Source organism: Flavobacterium pectinovorum, from assembly GCF_006438875.1.
GTDB lineage: Bacteria > Bacteroidota > Bacteroidia > Flavobacteriales > Flavobacteriaceae > Flavobacterium > Flavobacterium pectinovorum_A.
In genome coordinates this window covers 25,983-42,409 of record NZ_RCZH01000016.1, presented here as the reverse complement: position 1 = coordinate 42,409, position 16,427 = coordinate 25,983, and the positions used below count along the sequence as shown (strand labels likewise).

General features: G+C 32.9%; 18 protein-coding genes. 5 read left to right on the top strand and 13 right to left on the bottom strand.

The genetic code is table 11. The features are described from left to right. The first annotated feature begins 52 nt into the window (after positions 1-52). Positions 53-769: a LytR/AlgR family response regulator transcription factor gene (locus EAH81_RS20520; RefSeq protein ID WP_140510739.1), complete on the top strand. Its 717-nt coding sequence runs from the start codon at positions 53-55 to the stop codon at positions 767-769. A 91-nt stretch (positions 770-860) separates the two neighbouring features. On the opposite strand, the gene EAH81_RS20515 is transcribed toward EAH81_RS20520, so the two are convergent. Beyond that, positions 861-1,379 (bottom strand): gamma carbonic anhydrase family protein, encoded by a 519-nt coding sequence (locus tag EAH81_RS20515; protein ID WP_140510737.1) that lies wholly within the window; start codon positions 1,377-1,379, stop codon positions 861-863. Positions 1,380-1,388: 9 nt separating this feature from the next. Beyond that, complete coding sequence (locus tag EAH81_RS20510; protein ID WP_140510734.1) at positions 1,389-2,378, bottom strand: type IX secretion system membrane protein PorP/SprF; 990 nt, start codon at positions 2,376-2,378, stop codon at positions 1,389-1,391. A gap of 143 nt (positions 2,379-2,521) precedes the next feature. Here EAH81_RS20510 and EAH81_RS20505 point away from each other — a divergent pair, with 143 nt between their 5' ends. The 3 genes from EAH81_RS20505 to EAH81_RS20495 all read left to right on the top strand — a co-directional run bounded on the left by EAH81_RS20505 (position 2,522) and on the right by EAH81_RS20495 (position 5,130). Beyond that, positions 2,522-3,421 carry a NifU family protein gene (locus EAH81_RS20505; protein WP_140510732.1) on the top strand — a complete coding sequence of 300 codons (900 nt, stop codon included), beginning with the start codon at positions 2,522-2,524 and terminating at the stop codon, positions 3,419-3,421. A gap of 387 nt (positions 3,422-3,808) precedes the next feature. Beyond that, a complete protein-coding gene (locus EAH81_RS20500; RefSeq protein WP_140510730.1) occupies positions 3,809-4,231 on the top strand; it encodes a YtxH domain-containing protein in 423 nt (140 codons plus the stop codon). A gap of 89 nt (positions 4,232-4,320) precedes the next feature. Beyond that, complete coding sequence (locus EAH81_RS20495) at positions 4,321-5,130, top strand: mechanosensitive ion channel family protein (RefSeq protein ID WP_140510937.1); 810 nt, start codon at positions 4,321-4,323, stop codon at positions 5,128-5,130. Positions 5,131-5,140: 10 nt separating this feature from the next. On the opposite strand, the gene tsaB is transcribed toward EAH81_RS20495, so the two are convergent. From tsaB to EAH81_RS20455, 8 genes are all read right to left on the bottom strand, one after another. After that, entirely contained in the window at positions 5,141-5,812 is a 672-nt protein-coding gene (gene tsaB / locus EAH81_RS20490; RefSeq protein ID WP_140510727.1) for a tRNA (adenosine(37)-N6)-threonylcarbamoyltransferase complex dimerization subunit type 1 TsaB, read from the bottom strand. A 23-nt stretch (positions 5,813-5,835) separates the two neighbouring features. After that, positions 5,836-6,105 carry a hypothetical protein gene (locus EAH81_RS20485; protein ID WP_140510725.1) on the bottom strand — a complete coding sequence of 90 codons (270 nt, stop codon included), beginning with the start codon at positions 6,103-6,105 and terminating at the stop codon, positions 5,836-5,838. A gap of 11 nt (positions 6,106-6,116) precedes the next feature. After that, entirely contained in the window at positions 6,117-7,409 is a 1,293-nt protein-coding gene (locus EAH81_RS20480; protein WP_140510723.1) for an efflux RND transporter periplasmic adaptor subunit, read from the bottom strand. Positions 7,410-7,413: 4 nt separating this feature from the next. After that, entirely contained in the window at positions 7,414-8,796 is a 1,383-nt protein-coding gene (locus EAH81_RS20475) for a TolC family protein (protein WP_140510721.1), read from the bottom strand. Positions 8,797-8,874: 78 nt separating this feature from the next. Beyond that, positions 8,875-9,990, bottom strand: coding sequence for an efflux RND transporter periplasmic adaptor subunit (locus EAH81_RS20470; protein WP_140510718.1), 1,116 nt, complete (start codon positions 9,988-9,990; stop codon positions 8,875-8,877). Positions 9,991-10,028: 38 nt separating this feature from the next. Continuing rightward, positions 10,029-11,294, bottom strand: coding sequence for an ABC transporter permease (locus EAH81_RS20465; protein ID WP_140510715.1), 1,266 nt, complete (start codon positions 11,292-11,294; stop codon positions 10,029-10,031). A 2-nt stretch (positions 11,295-11,296) separates the two neighbouring features. Continuing rightward, entirely contained in the window at positions 11,297-12,541 is a 1,245-nt protein-coding gene (locus tag EAH81_RS20460; protein ID WP_140510712.1) for an ABC transporter permease, read from the bottom strand. Continuing rightward, a complete protein-coding gene (locus EAH81_RS20455) occupies positions 12,534-13,235 on the bottom strand; it encodes an ABC transporter ATP-binding protein (RefSeq protein WP_140510710.1) in 702 nt (233 codons plus the stop codon). Before EAH81_RS20455 ends, EAH81_RS20460 begins: the two co-directional genes overlap by 8 nt. A gap of 177 nt (positions 13,236-13,412) precedes the next feature. Between EAH81_RS20455 and EAH81_RS20450 the strand changes: the two genes are divergently transcribed. Further along, entirely contained in the window at positions 13,413-14,819 is a 1,407-nt protein-coding gene (locus tag EAH81_RS20450) for a DUF4403 family protein (protein ID WP_140510708.1), read from the top strand. 38 nt (positions 14,820-14,857) lie between these two features. Here the strand turns inward: EAH81_RS20450 and EAH81_RS20445 are convergent, their stop codons facing one another. Genes EAH81_RS20445 through EAH81_RS20435 form a run of 3 tightly spaced genes read right to left on the bottom strand, consistent with a single transcriptional unit; the run spans position 14,858 to position 16,423 of the window. Beyond that, positions 14,858-15,157 (bottom strand): hypothetical protein, encoded by a 300-nt coding sequence (locus tag EAH81_RS20445; protein ID WP_140510705.1) that lies wholly within the window; start codon positions 15,155-15,157, stop codon positions 14,858-14,860. Further along, positions 15,150-15,731, bottom strand: coding sequence for a DUF420 domain-containing protein (locus tag EAH81_RS20440; RefSeq protein ID WP_140510703.1), 582 nt, complete (start codon positions 15,729-15,731; stop codon positions 15,150-15,152). Before EAH81_RS20440 ends, EAH81_RS20445 begins: the two co-directional genes overlap by 8 nt. A 2-nt stretch (positions 15,732-15,733) precedes the next feature. Next, positions 15,734-16,423 carry an SCO family protein gene (locus EAH81_RS20435; protein ID WP_140510701.1) on the bottom strand — a complete coding sequence of 230 codons (690 nt, stop codon included), beginning with the start codon at positions 16,421-16,423 and terminating at the stop codon, positions 15,734-15,736. Positions 16,424-16,427 lie beyond the last annotated feature (4 nt).

Sequence of the window (16,427 nt, the reverse complement as noted above, 5' to 3'; positions counted from 1 at the left end):
AAACTACTTTTGAACACCAAAATAAGATTTTTTAAAATTTAATCTCCAAGAAATGAAATGTGTAATTATAGACGATGAACCTTTAGCGGTTGAATTATTAGAAGATTTTGTTCGAAAAATAGATTCTCTTGAATTGGTCAGCACTTTTAATAATGCAATTGACGCCGTTTCTTTTATCAATCAAAACAACGTCGATTTGATTTTTTTGGACATTCAGATGCCACATTTCTCCGGTATTGATTTTTTAAACACAATCGAAAAAAAGCCATTAATCATATTTACAACCGCTTATTCTGATTATGCTGTTGAAGGATTTAATCTTGGTGCAGTTGATTATTTAGTAAAACCAATTCCGTTTCATCGTTTTTTAAAATCTGTTGTCAGAGCACAGCAACTCTTGAATCCTACGGCTACTGTTCAGGCAATTTCCGAAAACACAACCGCTCCGGAATTAGAGCAGGATTTTATGTTTGTAAGAGCTGAATATGAAAACGTAAAAATGAATTTTTCGGATATTTTATTTATTGAAGGCTTAAAAGACTATGTAAAAATTTACACCACAGACAGTAAATTTACCTTAACCTTAATTAGCTTAATAAAGTTAGAAAATTTACTTTCCAGCAAAGGATTTTCACGAATTCACAGGTCTTACATAATCAATATAAAACATGTAAAATCAATACAAAAAAATAAAGTTTTGATTAGTGACAAACGAATTCCTATTAGCGAAAGCTACAAAAATGCTTTCTTCGAAAGAATCAATTTATAACTTTTTAAAATTCCAAAAAAAGGAAAATTCCAAATCCCAATAAGTGTAATACAATTGGAATTTTTGCTTTTTATTTTTTATTTTTTAAAATTTATTTTTCGTCTTTGAGCCAGCCGGAATACATTACATAATTGTTTGAAATACGCTCTATTTCGCCTGCAAAGTCAGATTGATCAATATCTTTTACTTTTTTGGCAGGAACACCCGCATAAATACTTCCGGAAGTTACAACCGTATTTTGAGTTAAAACTGCTCCGGCTGCTATAATAGAGTTACTTTCTATCACACAATTGTCCATTACAATCGCTCCCATTCCTATCAAAACATTATCATGAACCGTACAACCGTGCACAATTGCATTATGTCCTATTGAAACATTATTACCAATAATAGTTGGGTGTTTTTGGTACGTACAATGTAAAATTGCTCCGTCCTGAATGTTAACTTTATTTCCTATTTTGATAAAGTGAACATCGCCGCGAATTACGGCATTAAACCAAACACTACAAGAATCTCCAAAAGTAACATCTCCAATAATCGTAGCATTTTCGGCAACATAACAATCCTCAGGAATTTGAGGTGTTTTTCCGTTTACAGATTTGATTAACATAATATTGATTTAATTAATAGCAGGACAATTACAATCGTAACGTTCTCTTTTACAAAATAAATTAACTCCTAAAGTAATCTGGTGATACGCACCAGTGTCAAACTTCACATCGCCTACAACTTGAGAATATGTATAAGCAAACATGAAATTATTGAAATTCACCCCAATTATAGGTGTGAAATATTGTAGTTTTTGAGATGAAATCCCGCTTCCGGCTCTATATTCTGCGCCATCAAAACTTCTTCTGTACGATAATGCAGCCCATAGACTTCCAAAATCCATACTTTTATAAGCTTTCATATTTAAGTCGATAGATTTCTGTTTTGTCTTATCAAATAATTGAAACAAAATAGACGGTTCCCAGGTAATATTTTCTCTTTTTCCAAAAACATAACCTGCACTAAGCAAATACTTTCTCAAATTATCACTTTCATAATCTGTATATAAATCTCTTCTGGTCTCTAATAATCCCTGAACAGTTGCATGCGCATAAAAATCTAAATAATTATAGGATGCTCCAACATCAACATTAAAGTAAGAATCTTTCTGAATTTGACCTGTTACAAGTGGATCAAAAGTGGTCCCAAATTTAGTTTCGTCTAATTGATTTTGAATCAAACCTGCATTTATACCAAACGAAAGCTGATTTAAATCTATTTCGTCTCTCGAGAACATAATATGATGTGCATAAGTAAGCTTTACTCCTTTTTGAGAATGATAACCATTTTTATCATTAAAAAGGATAATACCAGCTCCTGATCGCTCGCCAATCCTGCCGTTCATGCTTAAAGTTTGAAGTGACGGTGCGTCTTCCTGACCAAACCATTGTTTTCTGGCAGTCAGTCTTATTTTGGTACAATTGGCAGCTCCCGCCATTGACGGGTGAATTAAATAGTAATTATCGGATAAATAATCTGAATAAACCGGAATTCCTTCTTGAGAATAAGAATAAAAAGATGTGATAAAAAAAATGAATAAAACCTTGATTCTAAATTCCATAAAGGCAATTTTGTTTACTTATATTTTTGACTCTCATAATTTAATACGATTTATTTGAAAAGAGTCTTAATTATTTTATTAAAAAATCAAATATAGGTATTAGTAGAAAATAACTTTACTAAATTTGTAAAAAATTACAAATCATGACAAAAATCACCATAAAGGAAACTCAAAATCCAGCGATCTTAAAGTTCGAGTTTGAAGATTTCATTACCCAAAATCAAAGTTTTGAGTTCAAAAATATAGATGAAGCAAACGCTTCTCCTCTTGCACAACAATTATTTTATCTTCCGTTTGTAAAAACGGTTTATATTTCAGGAAACTTTATCGCTATCGAAAGATATAGTATTGTAGAATGGGATGATGTAAAAGACGCTGTTGCAGAACAAATTACAGCATTTGTTGACAAAGGTGGTGTTATTATAAATATTGACGAAACTACGACTAAAAAGCAACCTATTACGGTTTACGGAGAAACTACTCCAAATCCTGCTGCGTTAAAATTTGTAGTGAGCAGAATGTTAACCAGAAATGCTGTAGAATATAAAAATATCGATCAGACGGCTTCTTCTCCTTTGGCAAAAGAATTATTCAAATTTCCTTATGTAAAAGAAGTTTTCATTGATGAAAATTATATTTCTGTTACTAAATATGACATTAATAATTGGGACGAAATCACATTGGAAGTACGATCTTTCATCAAACAATTTATCGAAAACGGAGGAACTGTTTTAGATGAAAGTTTGATTGAAGTTGCTACTAAAAATGACATCACGAAAGATGAAAATTTTGATAAACTGGATGTTACTTCTCAACAAATCATCAATATCTTAGAAGAGTATGTAAAACCTGCAGTTGCTGCTGATGGTGGAAATATTGCTTTTGACTCTTATAATGAAAATGACAAAACAGTAAAAGTAATTTTGCAAGGTGCTTGCAGCGGTTGTCCATCATCTACTTTTACTTTGAAAAGCGGAATCGAAAATATGCTAAAAAGCATGTTAAATGATGAAGCAATTAAAGTAGAAGCTGTGAATGCATAATATTATATTCTTAATAAATAGAAAACGTCTGCCAATGGTGGACGTTTTTTTTGGATCAAAGCTAAATGTTATGGAAATACTCAATACTTATTTTTAACGCAGAGAACACGAAGTTTTTATCTAAGAATGCTTTAGAAAGCACAGAGTTCGCAAAGCTAAATTAATACATCCCGAAGCTTCGGGATTGCGAACTTTGCCTTTTATAAAAGTTAAGAGAAAAAACTTCGCGTTCTCCTGCGGTAATTTTTTTACTCTCTTCACAAGTTTTTGGGATCGAGCCGTTTTTTTTTATATCTCATTTATTATCAGTAAATTATTTTAACATAACACTACAATTCTTGTGAAAATGATTTAATATTGTATTCTAAACAAATCAAATTTCAAACCATGGGAGTATCATCATTTTTTAAGAACTTATTTGGCTCAGCCAAAGAAACTGCTACAGATTTAGCTAACCAGGCAGAAACTACTATTGAACAAGCCAAAGAAGCAGCTGCACCTTATGTAGAAAAAGCAGAAACTTTTGCCGAAGAAACTTTTGCAAAAGCCAAAGAGGCTTCAGAGCCAATATTGGACAGTGCTGCAGAATATGCACATCAGGCAAAAGATATCGTAAGCGAATATGTTGAAAAAGCATCTGATTCAATAAGTGATGTAATTGATACTGTAAAAGAAAAAGCTAGTGATATTACTGGCGATACTAAAACGGTTGCTTCTGAAACAGTTGCTTCTGAAACGGTTGTCGATGTTGCTGAAAAAACGGAAGATGCAACAGATAAAATTGTTGACGAAACGGCAGATAAGGAGTAGATTCTTATTTTTCTTATAATAGAAATATCTTTATATTTGCACCTCTAATATACCTTCTCTTTTTGAGAAGGTTTTTTTATTCTATAAACATGATGAGTCCTGAACAACTTAGTAATTACGCCACAAAATTCATTGACGTATTAGTTGATTATTCGCCTAAATTAATTTCGGCATTTCTAATTTTATTTGTTGGTATTTATGCCATTAGATTGATAAATAAAATCATTACCAAAGTAATGATCCAAAGAAATTTAGATCCTACATTAACCAAATTCCTTTCAGACATTTTAATATGGGCACTCCGAATTTTATTGTTCGTTACTTTTATTTCAAAACTCGGTATCGAGACTTCCTCGTTTGTTGCCATTTTAGGAGCAATGGGACTTGCAGTTGGTTTGTCATTGCAAGGTTCACTTTCTAACTTTGCCGGAGGAATGCTAATTATCGTTTTTAAACCCTTTAAAGTTGGTGATACTATCGAATCACAAGGTGTAATTGCAACGGTATCAGAAATTCAAATTTTTGTCACCAAAATGCTTACTGCCAATAATCAGACTGTTTTTGTACCAAATGGTGCTTTGTCAAACGGAACAATTATTAACTATTCAATGCAGGGAGAAAGAAGAGCAGATTTAACTTTTGCAGTTTCCTATGATTCTGATATCAAAAAAGCAAAGGAAGTTCTGTTGAATGTTTTAAATACAAACCCTAAAGTACTTAAAAAGCCGGCTCCGGAGGTTTTTGTAAAAAACTTAACAGCTAGTTCTGTTGAATTTGCCGTACGTCCCTGGGCTAAAAATGTAAATTATGGTTCTGTTTTTTCAGAAACTTTAGAGAATTGCAAATCAGCGTTGGATGAAGCGGGAATTAAAATACAGCCTTTTACAATTCAAAAATAATATAGTTTTATTACTTTTTAGATGGTAATGTCATCATAAAATCTTTCAAATAATACGGTTCAAAATAAGCGACATCTACAGTGTCGCTTTTTTGATATTTATCATAACTGATTTTACTCATTGCCGAAGCTGATGGGTATTTTATTTCTTCCAGAAAAACAAAGTTGTCTTTCGTTAAAACTGGCTTGCATTTATCGGCACAATCTCCAACAAAGTAAAGTACATCTGTATATGCCGCAAAAGAATCTTCTGTAATAACTTCTGCTTCAATACCTCTTTCTACTTCTAATTGAGCATTAAAAACTTCGCTGTAAACTTCCATTCTTCTGGCATCTAACATTGGAATTATTTTTCCATCAGAAACTTTTGCCTGAGAAGCTAATGTTTTCAAAGTATCCACAGCAATCAACGGAAGATTTAATGCAAAACACAATCCTTTTGCTGCCGAAACTCCAATTCTTAATCCTGTGTAGGATCCTGGTCCCTGACTTACTGCAATTGCAACTAAATCCTGAACCGTTATTTTTGCAGCTTCTATTACTTCTTCAATAAATACGTGCAGTTTTTCGGCATGCGAATAGCCTTCCTCTGCAATTTCTTTACATATAATGGTTTCTCCATTTTTTGCAATAGAGACTGAACAGTTTTTCGTAGCCGTTTCGATATTGAGAATAAAAGACAATGTATTTATTTTTTAAGATGTTATTAAAAGTTTTTAATGAGGTAGCTTGAAATTACTCCACATACTAGCATAAATATAAAAAACAACGCATACGCTACGCAAAGATTAACTACAAGAAAACCAAGATAAAGGATAAACTTTCTACCGGATGAAAAATAGACATATTCTTCATTATAGTAATCGCTTTTATACATTCTATAATGTCTAAATATAAAAAATAGAAGCGCAATAAAAAATCCACCACCTAAACCATAAATCATTTCTTCAGACAAACCACCATGTAATGCGATCATCGTTGATTGAATTATTTCTTAGCCGTATCTGCTTTTTTAAGCTTCACTTTATCGCCGGAATTTAATTCTTTGGAAACCGTTGTATAAGGTCCTGTGATTACAACATCACCAGATTTTAAACCTGACATTACCTCAATATTAGTATCGTCCTGAATACCGGTTTTAATGATTCTGATTTTAGCTTTATCTCCTACTTTTACAAAAACACACTCAAACTTTTTATCGCTTTTTGGAGTAGCTTTTTTGTCTTCGCCTGGATCTTCGACTTTAATATCTTTTACTGCAGTTGTATCTGCTTTTACAACAACAGAACTAATTGGCACTGCCAAAACATTGTTCTTAGTTCTTGTAATAATATCAACAGTAGCAGTCATTCCTGGCCTAAAAGGCGAATATGAATTTGGCTTACCTTCTAATAAATCCTGATATGATTCTTTTAGAATACGAACTTTAACCTTAAAATTAGTTACCTGATCTGAGGTTAATGTAGTACTTGCCGAATTAGAAATACTAGTTACAGTACCTTTAAATTTCTTTTTTAAATAAGCATCTACTTCAACATTAGCTTCATCACCTATTTTTACTTTAACAATATCATTTTCGTTTACATCAACTTCAACTTCCATATTGTTTAGGTTTGCCACTCTCAAAAGCTCTGTTCCTGCCATTTGTTGGGTTCCTAAAACACGCTCTCCCAGTTCAACATTCAATACTGAAATTGTTCCATCCGCAGGAGCGTAAATTAAAGTACGTCCAAGATTATCTTTGGCTTCTGTTACAGACGCTGATGCACTTTGAACATTATAATAAGAACTTTGCTTAGTTGCTTTTGCCACTTCATAAGTAGAAATTGACTTATCCCAATCAGATTTTGAAATTACACCTTTATCATATAGTGTTTTATTACGCTCATAACTAGCCTTGGCTTCTCTATAACTTGCCTCAGATTGTGTTAAGCCCGCTTTTGTCCCAGATAAGTTTGCAACAGATCTATCTAGTCCTGATGTATATAAATCAGGATTTATTTTTACTAATAAATCGCCTTTTTTTACAACCTGACCTTCTTTTACATTTAGTGCAATAATCTCACCTGAAACCATTGAGGAAAGTTTTACTTCAATTTCCGGCTGGATTTTTCCAGTTGCCGAAACTGTTTCGACAATTGTAGAAGCCATTACTTTTGAAACTTCAACTTCTTTACCTTCATCCTTATTTCCTATTACTCCCGATTTCGAAAGACCAACCAAAGCAATAATCACAACCAGCGCTCCGCCTACTAAGAAATAAACCGTCTTTTTTTTCATATAACTATTTTTTGATAATCGGGACAATTGGAATTCCAAAATAGAATTCAAGTATCTTTATTTTAAATATATAATCGTATTTTGTTCTAATAACGTCTGATTGTGCATTGGTCAATAATGTTTGAGCCTGAGTAAAATCAAAAGAATTCATCAAACCTACATCATATTTTTCTTTAGCATAATTATAAGCTTGCTGTCTTGCTTCTAATGTTACAGTTGATGACTCATAAGTATTTAAAGCTCCTTTTGCATTTGTAAACGCAGTATAAACATTACGTTGCAAATCTAAACTTTTTTGCTCTAAATCTATTTTAGATTTCTCTAAACTTACTTTATTACGTTCTACATTATTTCTAACAGAGAAACCGTTGAAAATAGGTATTTGCAAGTCTAATCCAAAATTATGTCCTTTGTTATCGCTAAATTGTTGGAATACTGGAGCTGGTCCTACAGTATATGGTTGATTATTTGCATCTAATTTAACTTGATCACTGTAACTCGCCCTTGTATTAAAGCCATAAAAACCACTAAGTCTCGGCTGATAAGCTCCTCTTGCAATAGCAACATTTTTCTGAGCAATTTCAAGATTAGTTTGAGCCAATTTTAATTCTGTTCTTGTTTCTTTTGCTTTATTGTAAATATCAATTGGACTTTGCGCCATGATATTATTTTCATCTTTTGCATTTGTGTCATCTATTACATCAAAATCTGCAAATTCTTTTAATTGTAAAAGCTGCGCTAAACTTAATTTTGAGATCAATAAATTATTCTCAGACACCGTAATACCTTGCTGATCTGTTGCAATAGTCGCTTTTAGATCATACAAATCCCCTCTTGGAATTGTTCCGGCACTTACCATTTCTTCAGAACGCGCCAAACGTTTTTCATCAATTGTTAATTGCTCTTTTTTTACTTTTAATTCTTCTTTGTAAGATAAAATCTGAAGAAAAGCATTCGCAACATTTAACGAAATATCTTCCTGCATTTTCAGCAATTGATATTGTGATGCTATAATCGAAAGCTTTGTTCTTCGATATGTATTTTGGTTTTGCAAACCTTTGTAAATATCTACTCCGGCATTTAAACCTACAGATGAATATTGGGTAGTCTGATTACGCAAAAGACCTGTTGTAACATCCTGGTTCAAACCAATGTTCCAGGAGTGTGAAGCACTACCGCTTACTGATGGAAGATATTTACCAAATGCATCTTTTTTATCAATATCAGCATTTTTTACATCTAACTCTGACAACTTTATTGTGATATTATTATCTAATGCATATCGTACACATTCTTCTAAAGTCCATTGTTTTGATTGTGCGTGACCTGAAAATCCAAGTCCAAATAACGCGGCAAAAAGAAGACTATTATATTTATTTATTTTCATATATTTTGAATGAAAGCATAGTAAATGACTACGCAAATTTAACATTTTTTAAAACCAAAAAACCTTTACAATTTCAGATTATTTTTTTTCTCCTTCACTAATTAAACCCTGATTCCAAATTTTAATTTTATCAGTGTTTTTGATACCGCTTTTAACCTGAACATAAATCCCGTCGCTAACTCCTAATACAAGATCTTTTCTCTCAAATTTTTGAGGAACTGTTTCGATCTCAACGTATGGTTTTTGAGTTTTCTTGTCAAATTGAACCAAAGATTCCTTGATAGCCAAAACTTTATCTGCTTTTTCTAATATAATTGACGCATTTGCACTTAATCCGGCTCTGATAAAGGTAGCGTCTCTATTTTCTAAAGAAGCTTTAATTTCAAATTGAATTGCCCCATTTTCTACTACACCTTTTGGTGCAATATCAGTTAAACGGGCATCGAATTTTTTGTTTTCAATTGCTCCAACTGTAATCTCAATTGGCATTTGAACTTTAATTTTCCCAACTTCAGATTCGTCAATTTTTCCAATAAAAATCATTCTTCCAACATCTGCCACACTTGCAATTGTAGTTCCTTCGTTAAAGTTATTACTTTCAATAACCTGATTTCCAACTTTTACCGGAACAGCCAAAACCATTCCGTTTACTGTTGAACGAATCAAAGTATTTGCATAACTTCCTAATGATGTTGTTGTACCGGTTTTTACAATATCTAAACTTTGTCTTGCAGCAATATAGTTTTGTTTCGCTTGTGTATAAGCCAATTGAGCGGCATCAAAATCATTGGCAGAAATCACCTCTTTTTCAAACAAAGTTTTTTGTCTTTTGTAGATTTTTTCCTGATTGTCTAAAGCGATTTTAGCCGTTTGCACTTGATTTTGAGTAGAACTCACATTAGAAACATTTGCTACAACTCTAATTTTCGCAATCATATCACCCGCCTTAATTTTTTGACCGGCTTTGATATATACTTCTTCAATAATTCCAGAAATATTAGGCTTGATTAGAACCTCTTCATCCGGTTGAATATTACCTGTTGCGATTGTATTTTTTACAATCGTTTTAACTTCTGCTTTCTCTGTTTTGAAGACAATTGGCGACTCTTGATTTTTAGCATACAAATAGTACAGTGCGCCAAAGAAAACTAAAGCAATAAAAATTAAAATGGTTACAGTTACTCCTTTTTTCATTTTGTTTTTGGTTTAATCGATTATTTTTGATTGATAATTTATTCTGATCGTAAAGCATCTACCGGCTTCACATTAATTGCGGTTTGAGCCGGAATAAATCCTGCCAGCAAACCAGATCCTACTAATATTAATAAAGCTACAAACACAACCCTTAAGTCAACACTTGGATTCGCAAACATTGTATTGCTGTCGGGTGGCATGGAAGCTAATGCAACATTCAAAAGAGCAATAATTCCGGTTGCGACGGCAATACCCAACATTCCCGAAATAATAGTTAAAAAGATAGATTCAGATAAAATTTGTCCTCGAATAGCTGCCGGAGTTGCCCCCAAAGCTCTACGAATCCCAATCTCTTTTGTACGTTCTTTAACTACAATAAGCATGATGTTTGAAATACCAATTACGCCTGAAATCAATACTAATGTCCCAACAAAATAGGCGATGATTGTTAAGATGGTGAACAAACTTTGTACTTTATTGAATTGTTCGTATAAATCGAAATTCCCAACCGCACGGTCATCCGCAGGATTAATAGAATGCAGTGATTTAATTAAATCCAGAATTTTTGGTTTTAAAGCAGTAATAGAAGTTTCATCCTTTGCGGTAAGCGCCATCCATCCCACTTTATCTCCATAATTAAAAGCCTGTTGAAAAGTAGTAAACGGAACAAAAATATTTTTCTGCTCTTGTTCGGCGTTTCCTCCTTGTTGTTTAGAATGATAAACTCCAACCACCATAAAGTTAACTCCGTTTATTTTTACATAAGTTCCAACCGCCTCTTCTTCTTTGCCATAAAGATCAGTAATAACTCCTTGTCCAATTACAGCAATTTTTCTTCTCTCATTAATATCCTGTTGGTTTATAAAACGTCCTTTTATAATATCCATTGGCTGCTGTTTGATCAGTTCCGGATAATCACCATAGATTGTAAAAGAAGAAGTTTTAGTACCACGAACCACATTATTAGTTCCGTTAAAATCTCCTAACTGATTTCTTGGCGAAACATATAACAAATCCGGCAAAGCTGCTTTTAAGGCCGCTACATCACTGTTTCTAAAATCATATCGACGCGTTTTTGGCAATCCTTTATAAGCTTTAGATGTAGTTTGACTCCACATAAACATTGTATTTGTAGCGATTCCGTCAAACCCTTTTTTTACACCATTTTCAAGCCCTTTTCCTGCTGCAAGTAATATTACTAAAATAAATATACCCCAAAACACCCCAAAAGCAGTTAGAACTGTCCTGAAAACATTGGCTGTTAAAGCCTGTAAAATTTCGTCCCAATTATCTTTTTTAAACATAATTATTCGTCTCTAAGTGCTACAATAGGTTTAATTTTAGCCGCTCTGTATGCCGGAAAAAATCCCGCCATTGCGCCTGCAAATACAAGTAAAGCAAGTGTCGTTAATGCCACATTGAAATCTACCTGAGGATTTTGAAAATATTCACTTTGTACCATCGGCCCCACAAATTCTAACAATAACAAACTTGCCAGCAATCCTACAAAACCAGCGATTGTGGTAATAAAAATAGACTCGTGAAGTATCATAGAAATAATTGAAAACGGAGATGCCCCCAAAGCCTTTCTGATTCCAATTTCTTTAGTTCTTTCTTTTACGATAATAAGCATAATATTACTTACACCAACAACACCGGCAATAATGGTACAAATACCAACCCACCAAAAGAACAATCTGATATATAAGTTTAAGTCATAAAATTGCTTCGCATCTTTAACTGAATTATAAACCCCTACTCCGCCATCATCATCGGGAGCGACCATATTTCTGCTCTTAAGCAAATTTTTCAAATCCTGAGTGAATTTTTCAGATTGTGCCAAAGCTTCATCATAATTATCTGTTTTTTTCATCGTAAAAAACAAATTACTGATTTTATCTCCATTCCCAAAAGCTCTTTGTACAGTAGTTAACGGTAAATATGCTCTCGTTTCTTCTCTTTCTCCTCCCGGATCTGTAAAAACTCCAACTACTTTAAAATTGATCCCATTAATTATGATTTCTTTACCCAGGGCATCTTTGTCTTTAAAAAGATCCGTTTTGACCTTCATCCCAATACAAGCCACTTTTTCATTGTTGGCCATATCATTATCATTTACATATCGGCCTTGGACTATCGTTAGATTTTCAACTCTGCCATAGTCCGGGGTAACACCTCTATATTGATAACTTCCCGATTCTTTTCCATACGAAAAAGGAGCTCCCCAATAATTATAAGTTGACGCTCTTAAATCTAACTTATCATCAAATTTCTGTACAGATTGTTTGTAATCAGCATCTCTGTACTGAATTTGTCTTCCGGGATTTAGCCCTTTATATTCTTTAGTTGTTGTTCCTGACCAAACTTCAATAATCCCTGCTGCATCACGTTCAAATTGTTTTTCAATTCCGTTTTGAAGCCCTTTACCCGCACCCAGCAAAATCACAAGGATAAAAATACCTGAAGCCACAGAAACCCCGGTAAGAAATGTTCTTAACCGATTTTTTGAGATTGCCTCAAAAATTTCCTGCCAACGCTCAATGTTAAACATAAGATGAAGCTCTAACTTGTTCTACCATTTTATCATCGATAATTAATCCGTCTTTCAGGACCACATTTCTTTTGCACATTGCGGCAATATCAGGTTCGTGTGTAACGATCAGAATAGTTTTTCCTTCGTCGTTAATCCCTTGAATCAGTTCCATTACTTCATAAGAAGTTTTGGTATCTAAAGCTCCCGTTGGCTCATCTGCCAGTAAAACTTTTGGATTTGATGCCAACGCCCTTGCAATTGCAACACGTTGTTTTTGTCCTCCTGAAAGTTCATTTGGTAAATGATGAGAATGAGAACCTAAGCCAACTTTCTCCAAATATCTCATTGCAATCTCATAACGTTCTTTTCTTTTTACACCTTGATAGTACAATGGCATAGCAACATTATCGAGTGCTGTTTTATAATTTATTAAATTGAATGACTGAAATACAAATCCCAAAAACTTATTTCGGTATTTTGATGCTATTGTTTCGTTTAAGTTTTTAATAGGCGTTTTATCTAAAATATAATCACCAGAATCGGCCTCATCAAGAATTCCCAGAATATTAAGAAGCGTAGATTTACCAGATCCGGAAGATCCCATAATCGCAACTAATTCTCCCTCAGCAATATTAAAATTAATCCCTTTTAACACATGCAAACTTGAACTTCCCATTTTATAGGACTTATGTAAATCTTTGATTTCGATCATGATGATTGCTGAATTTTAAAACAATAATAACATTTTTATTAAGTAATTTATGATAAGAAAACGTTAATAATTTCGTTTTGTTATTTAGATAAGACTCTATTTGCTATCAATTGTTACACTTTTTTAAGATAATTTAATAGTTTTCTTAATTTTGCATCACTCAAAAAAATCTTAATCATGAAGTTTTTTTCAATTCTCTCTTTATCTACAGCACTTGCCGTACTTGTTAGCTGTTCTACAGCTCAAAAATTAGAAACGTTAAAACCTGAACCAGATGATGCAAGTCCGTTGGTTTATGACGCAAATCCTTCTTTTATAAACCTGCCAATAACAGTAAAACTCAGTGATATTGAGAACCAGACCAACACCTTATTGAACGGATTAATCTACGAAGACAATAACATTGAAGACGATGATATCGAAATGAAAATCTGGAAACAGGCTCCGATAAAAATTCAGAATGATCCGGCAAATCCGGATAAAAAAATCAAAACGATTTTACCATTAAAAGCAACTATAAAGTATAGAATTGGAACTAAAAAATTGGGGATTGAACTTTACGACACACGAGAATTTAACTTGAATGGAGTCATTACTTTATCAAGCGAAGTAGCATTGACCAATTGGAAATTAAATACTAAAACCGAATTCAAATCTCTGGATTGGAACGAAAGTCCAACGATGCTTGTTTTTGGAAAAAGCATGCCGATAACCTATTTGATAAATCCGGCTGTCTCCATCTTTAAATCGAAAATCGAAAAAAGTATCGATCAGGCGATTGAAAAATCAATGGATTTTAAACCGAATGTTTTATCTGCTTTAGAAAAAATATGCACTCCTTTTCAGATGAGCGATACGTATGAAACTTGGTTAAGAATTGTTCCTGTCGAAATTTATTCAACCAATGCAAAACTCAAAAATGATTTGTTTTTATTGGATATGGGAATGAAATGCAACATGGAAACCATCGTTGGTAAACAACCCGAATCAAAATTCAGCGCCAGTAAAATAGTTTTGAAACCTGTTGCAAAAATTCCGAATCAGATTTCAGCCAATATCGCTGCAATTTCAACATATATTGATGCTTCAAAAATAATGACCAAGAATTTTGCCGGTCAGGAATTTGGTTCGGGAAGTAAAAAAATAACCGTTAAAGATGTTGCGATTTGGCACAAAGACGGAAAAATGGTGATTGCACTTGACATTTTAGGATCTATAAACGGAACTATTTATTTAAACGGATTTCCGTCATATAATCCAAAAACCAAAGAAATCTATTTCGAAAAACTTGATTATGTTTTAGATACCAAAAGCAAGTTAATGAGAACTGCAAGTTGGTTAGGACAAGGTTATATCTTAAGAAAAATGGAAGAAAGCTGCCGTTATTCGATACAACCAAATCTGGAAGATGGAAAAAAGAATATTGCAGCTTATCTAAAAAACTATTCTCCGCTTCCTGGTGTATTTGTAAATGGAAAAATGGAAGACATTCAGTTTGATAAAATTCAATTGACAAATCAAGCCATAATAGCTTTTATAAAAATAAACGGAACTGTAAATGTTTCCGTTGATGGATTGAAATAAGATATATCGAATCTAAAAAAGAAAAAAGCAGAATAAAATTATTCTGCTTTTTTCTTTTTTGATCGGTACATTCTATAAATCATAACACCAATTATAGCAACAAGCAAATAGGGAATTACCATCAAATAAACGATTCCATTATTTACTGCTTCGGCTTTTTTCACATTCGAATCTCCTGCAAGCGCCGCGCGACACATTGCACATTGAGCGTTTGCGCTCAGAGAAAAGAAAATAGAGAAAAGAACATAGAAGCATTTCGTTGAGAAAAAATTCACAAATCTACTTCTATCTGCTATTCTATTTTCTGTATTCTTTATTCTATTTTCTATTTTAAACATAATAAGGGGAAATCATTAAGTAAACTACAACACCTGTAACCGCAACGTACAACCAAAGCGGAAAAGTTATTTTAGCAATTTTTTTATGTCTGTCAAATCGTTGTGCAAGTGCTCTCACATAAGTAATTAATACTAGCGGAATAATAGCAATAGACAATAAAATATGGGTTATTAAAATAAAGAAATAAATATAGCGTAATGCACCAATTTTTGCCGTTTCTGCCAAATCAAGAGTTCCGTCATGGTTTAAATCTCCAAATTTAGTAGAATCAGCGGTCATGTGATAAGCAACGTACATTAACAAAAAAGCAACTCCTAATACAATTGCAGAAGTCATTAAACGCTCGTGCAGTTTACGTTTTCCATTTTTAATAGCTACTACCGCCCAAACCAAAACTACAGCACAAATTCCATTTATTGTAGCATAAATAGGAGGCAAAAACGAAAGTGGTTCTACATTAATTCCAAAATCTTTTAATTTGACAGCAAACAAGATACCTACTAGTACCGGAATTATAATCGAAACAGCAACAATCAACTTGCTGTACTTTTTTTCTAATGAATGATCTTCCATTGTTATTCTTCTAATAATATTTTAATGTCTTCCTGAATTTCCCTTACGCCTTTTTTATCCAATCCATCGTAGTATAAAATTGGATTTCCAAAATCATCTTTTCTACAACGAATATTTCCATCTTTATCAATTAAAGCAAATAAACCTGAATGTTCAAAACCACCATTTACTTTAGAATTTTCGCCAGCGTACAAATTAAATCCTTTATTAGACAAATCCATAATAGTAGCTCTGTCACCAGTTAAAAAATTCCAGTTTGAAGATTTAACGCCTAAAAGTTTAGCATGATCTTTTAAAACCTGAGGAGTATCATGAACAGGATCGATCGTTATAGAAACAATTCCGAAATTTGGATTACCAAAAAAAGTTTTCTCAATTTCCAACATGCTTAAATTCATCTTTGGACAAATTGACGGGCATGTAGTAAAGAAAAACTCTAAAACATAAACTTTCCCTTTATAAGTTGCATTTGAAATTTTGACATTGTCCTGATTTGCTAATTCAAATTTAGGAGCCGGACCAATTGTCATTAATTTAGCATCCGATTTTGAAGTTTTCAAACCAACATTATCCAAACGGTTTCCTTGTACCACTTCGCCATTTTTAATTCTGTCGACGATTTTTGGCACTGCATAAATCCCAAAGATTAAAATGATAAACGAAATTCCGATATATGATTTATTTTTAAACATAATA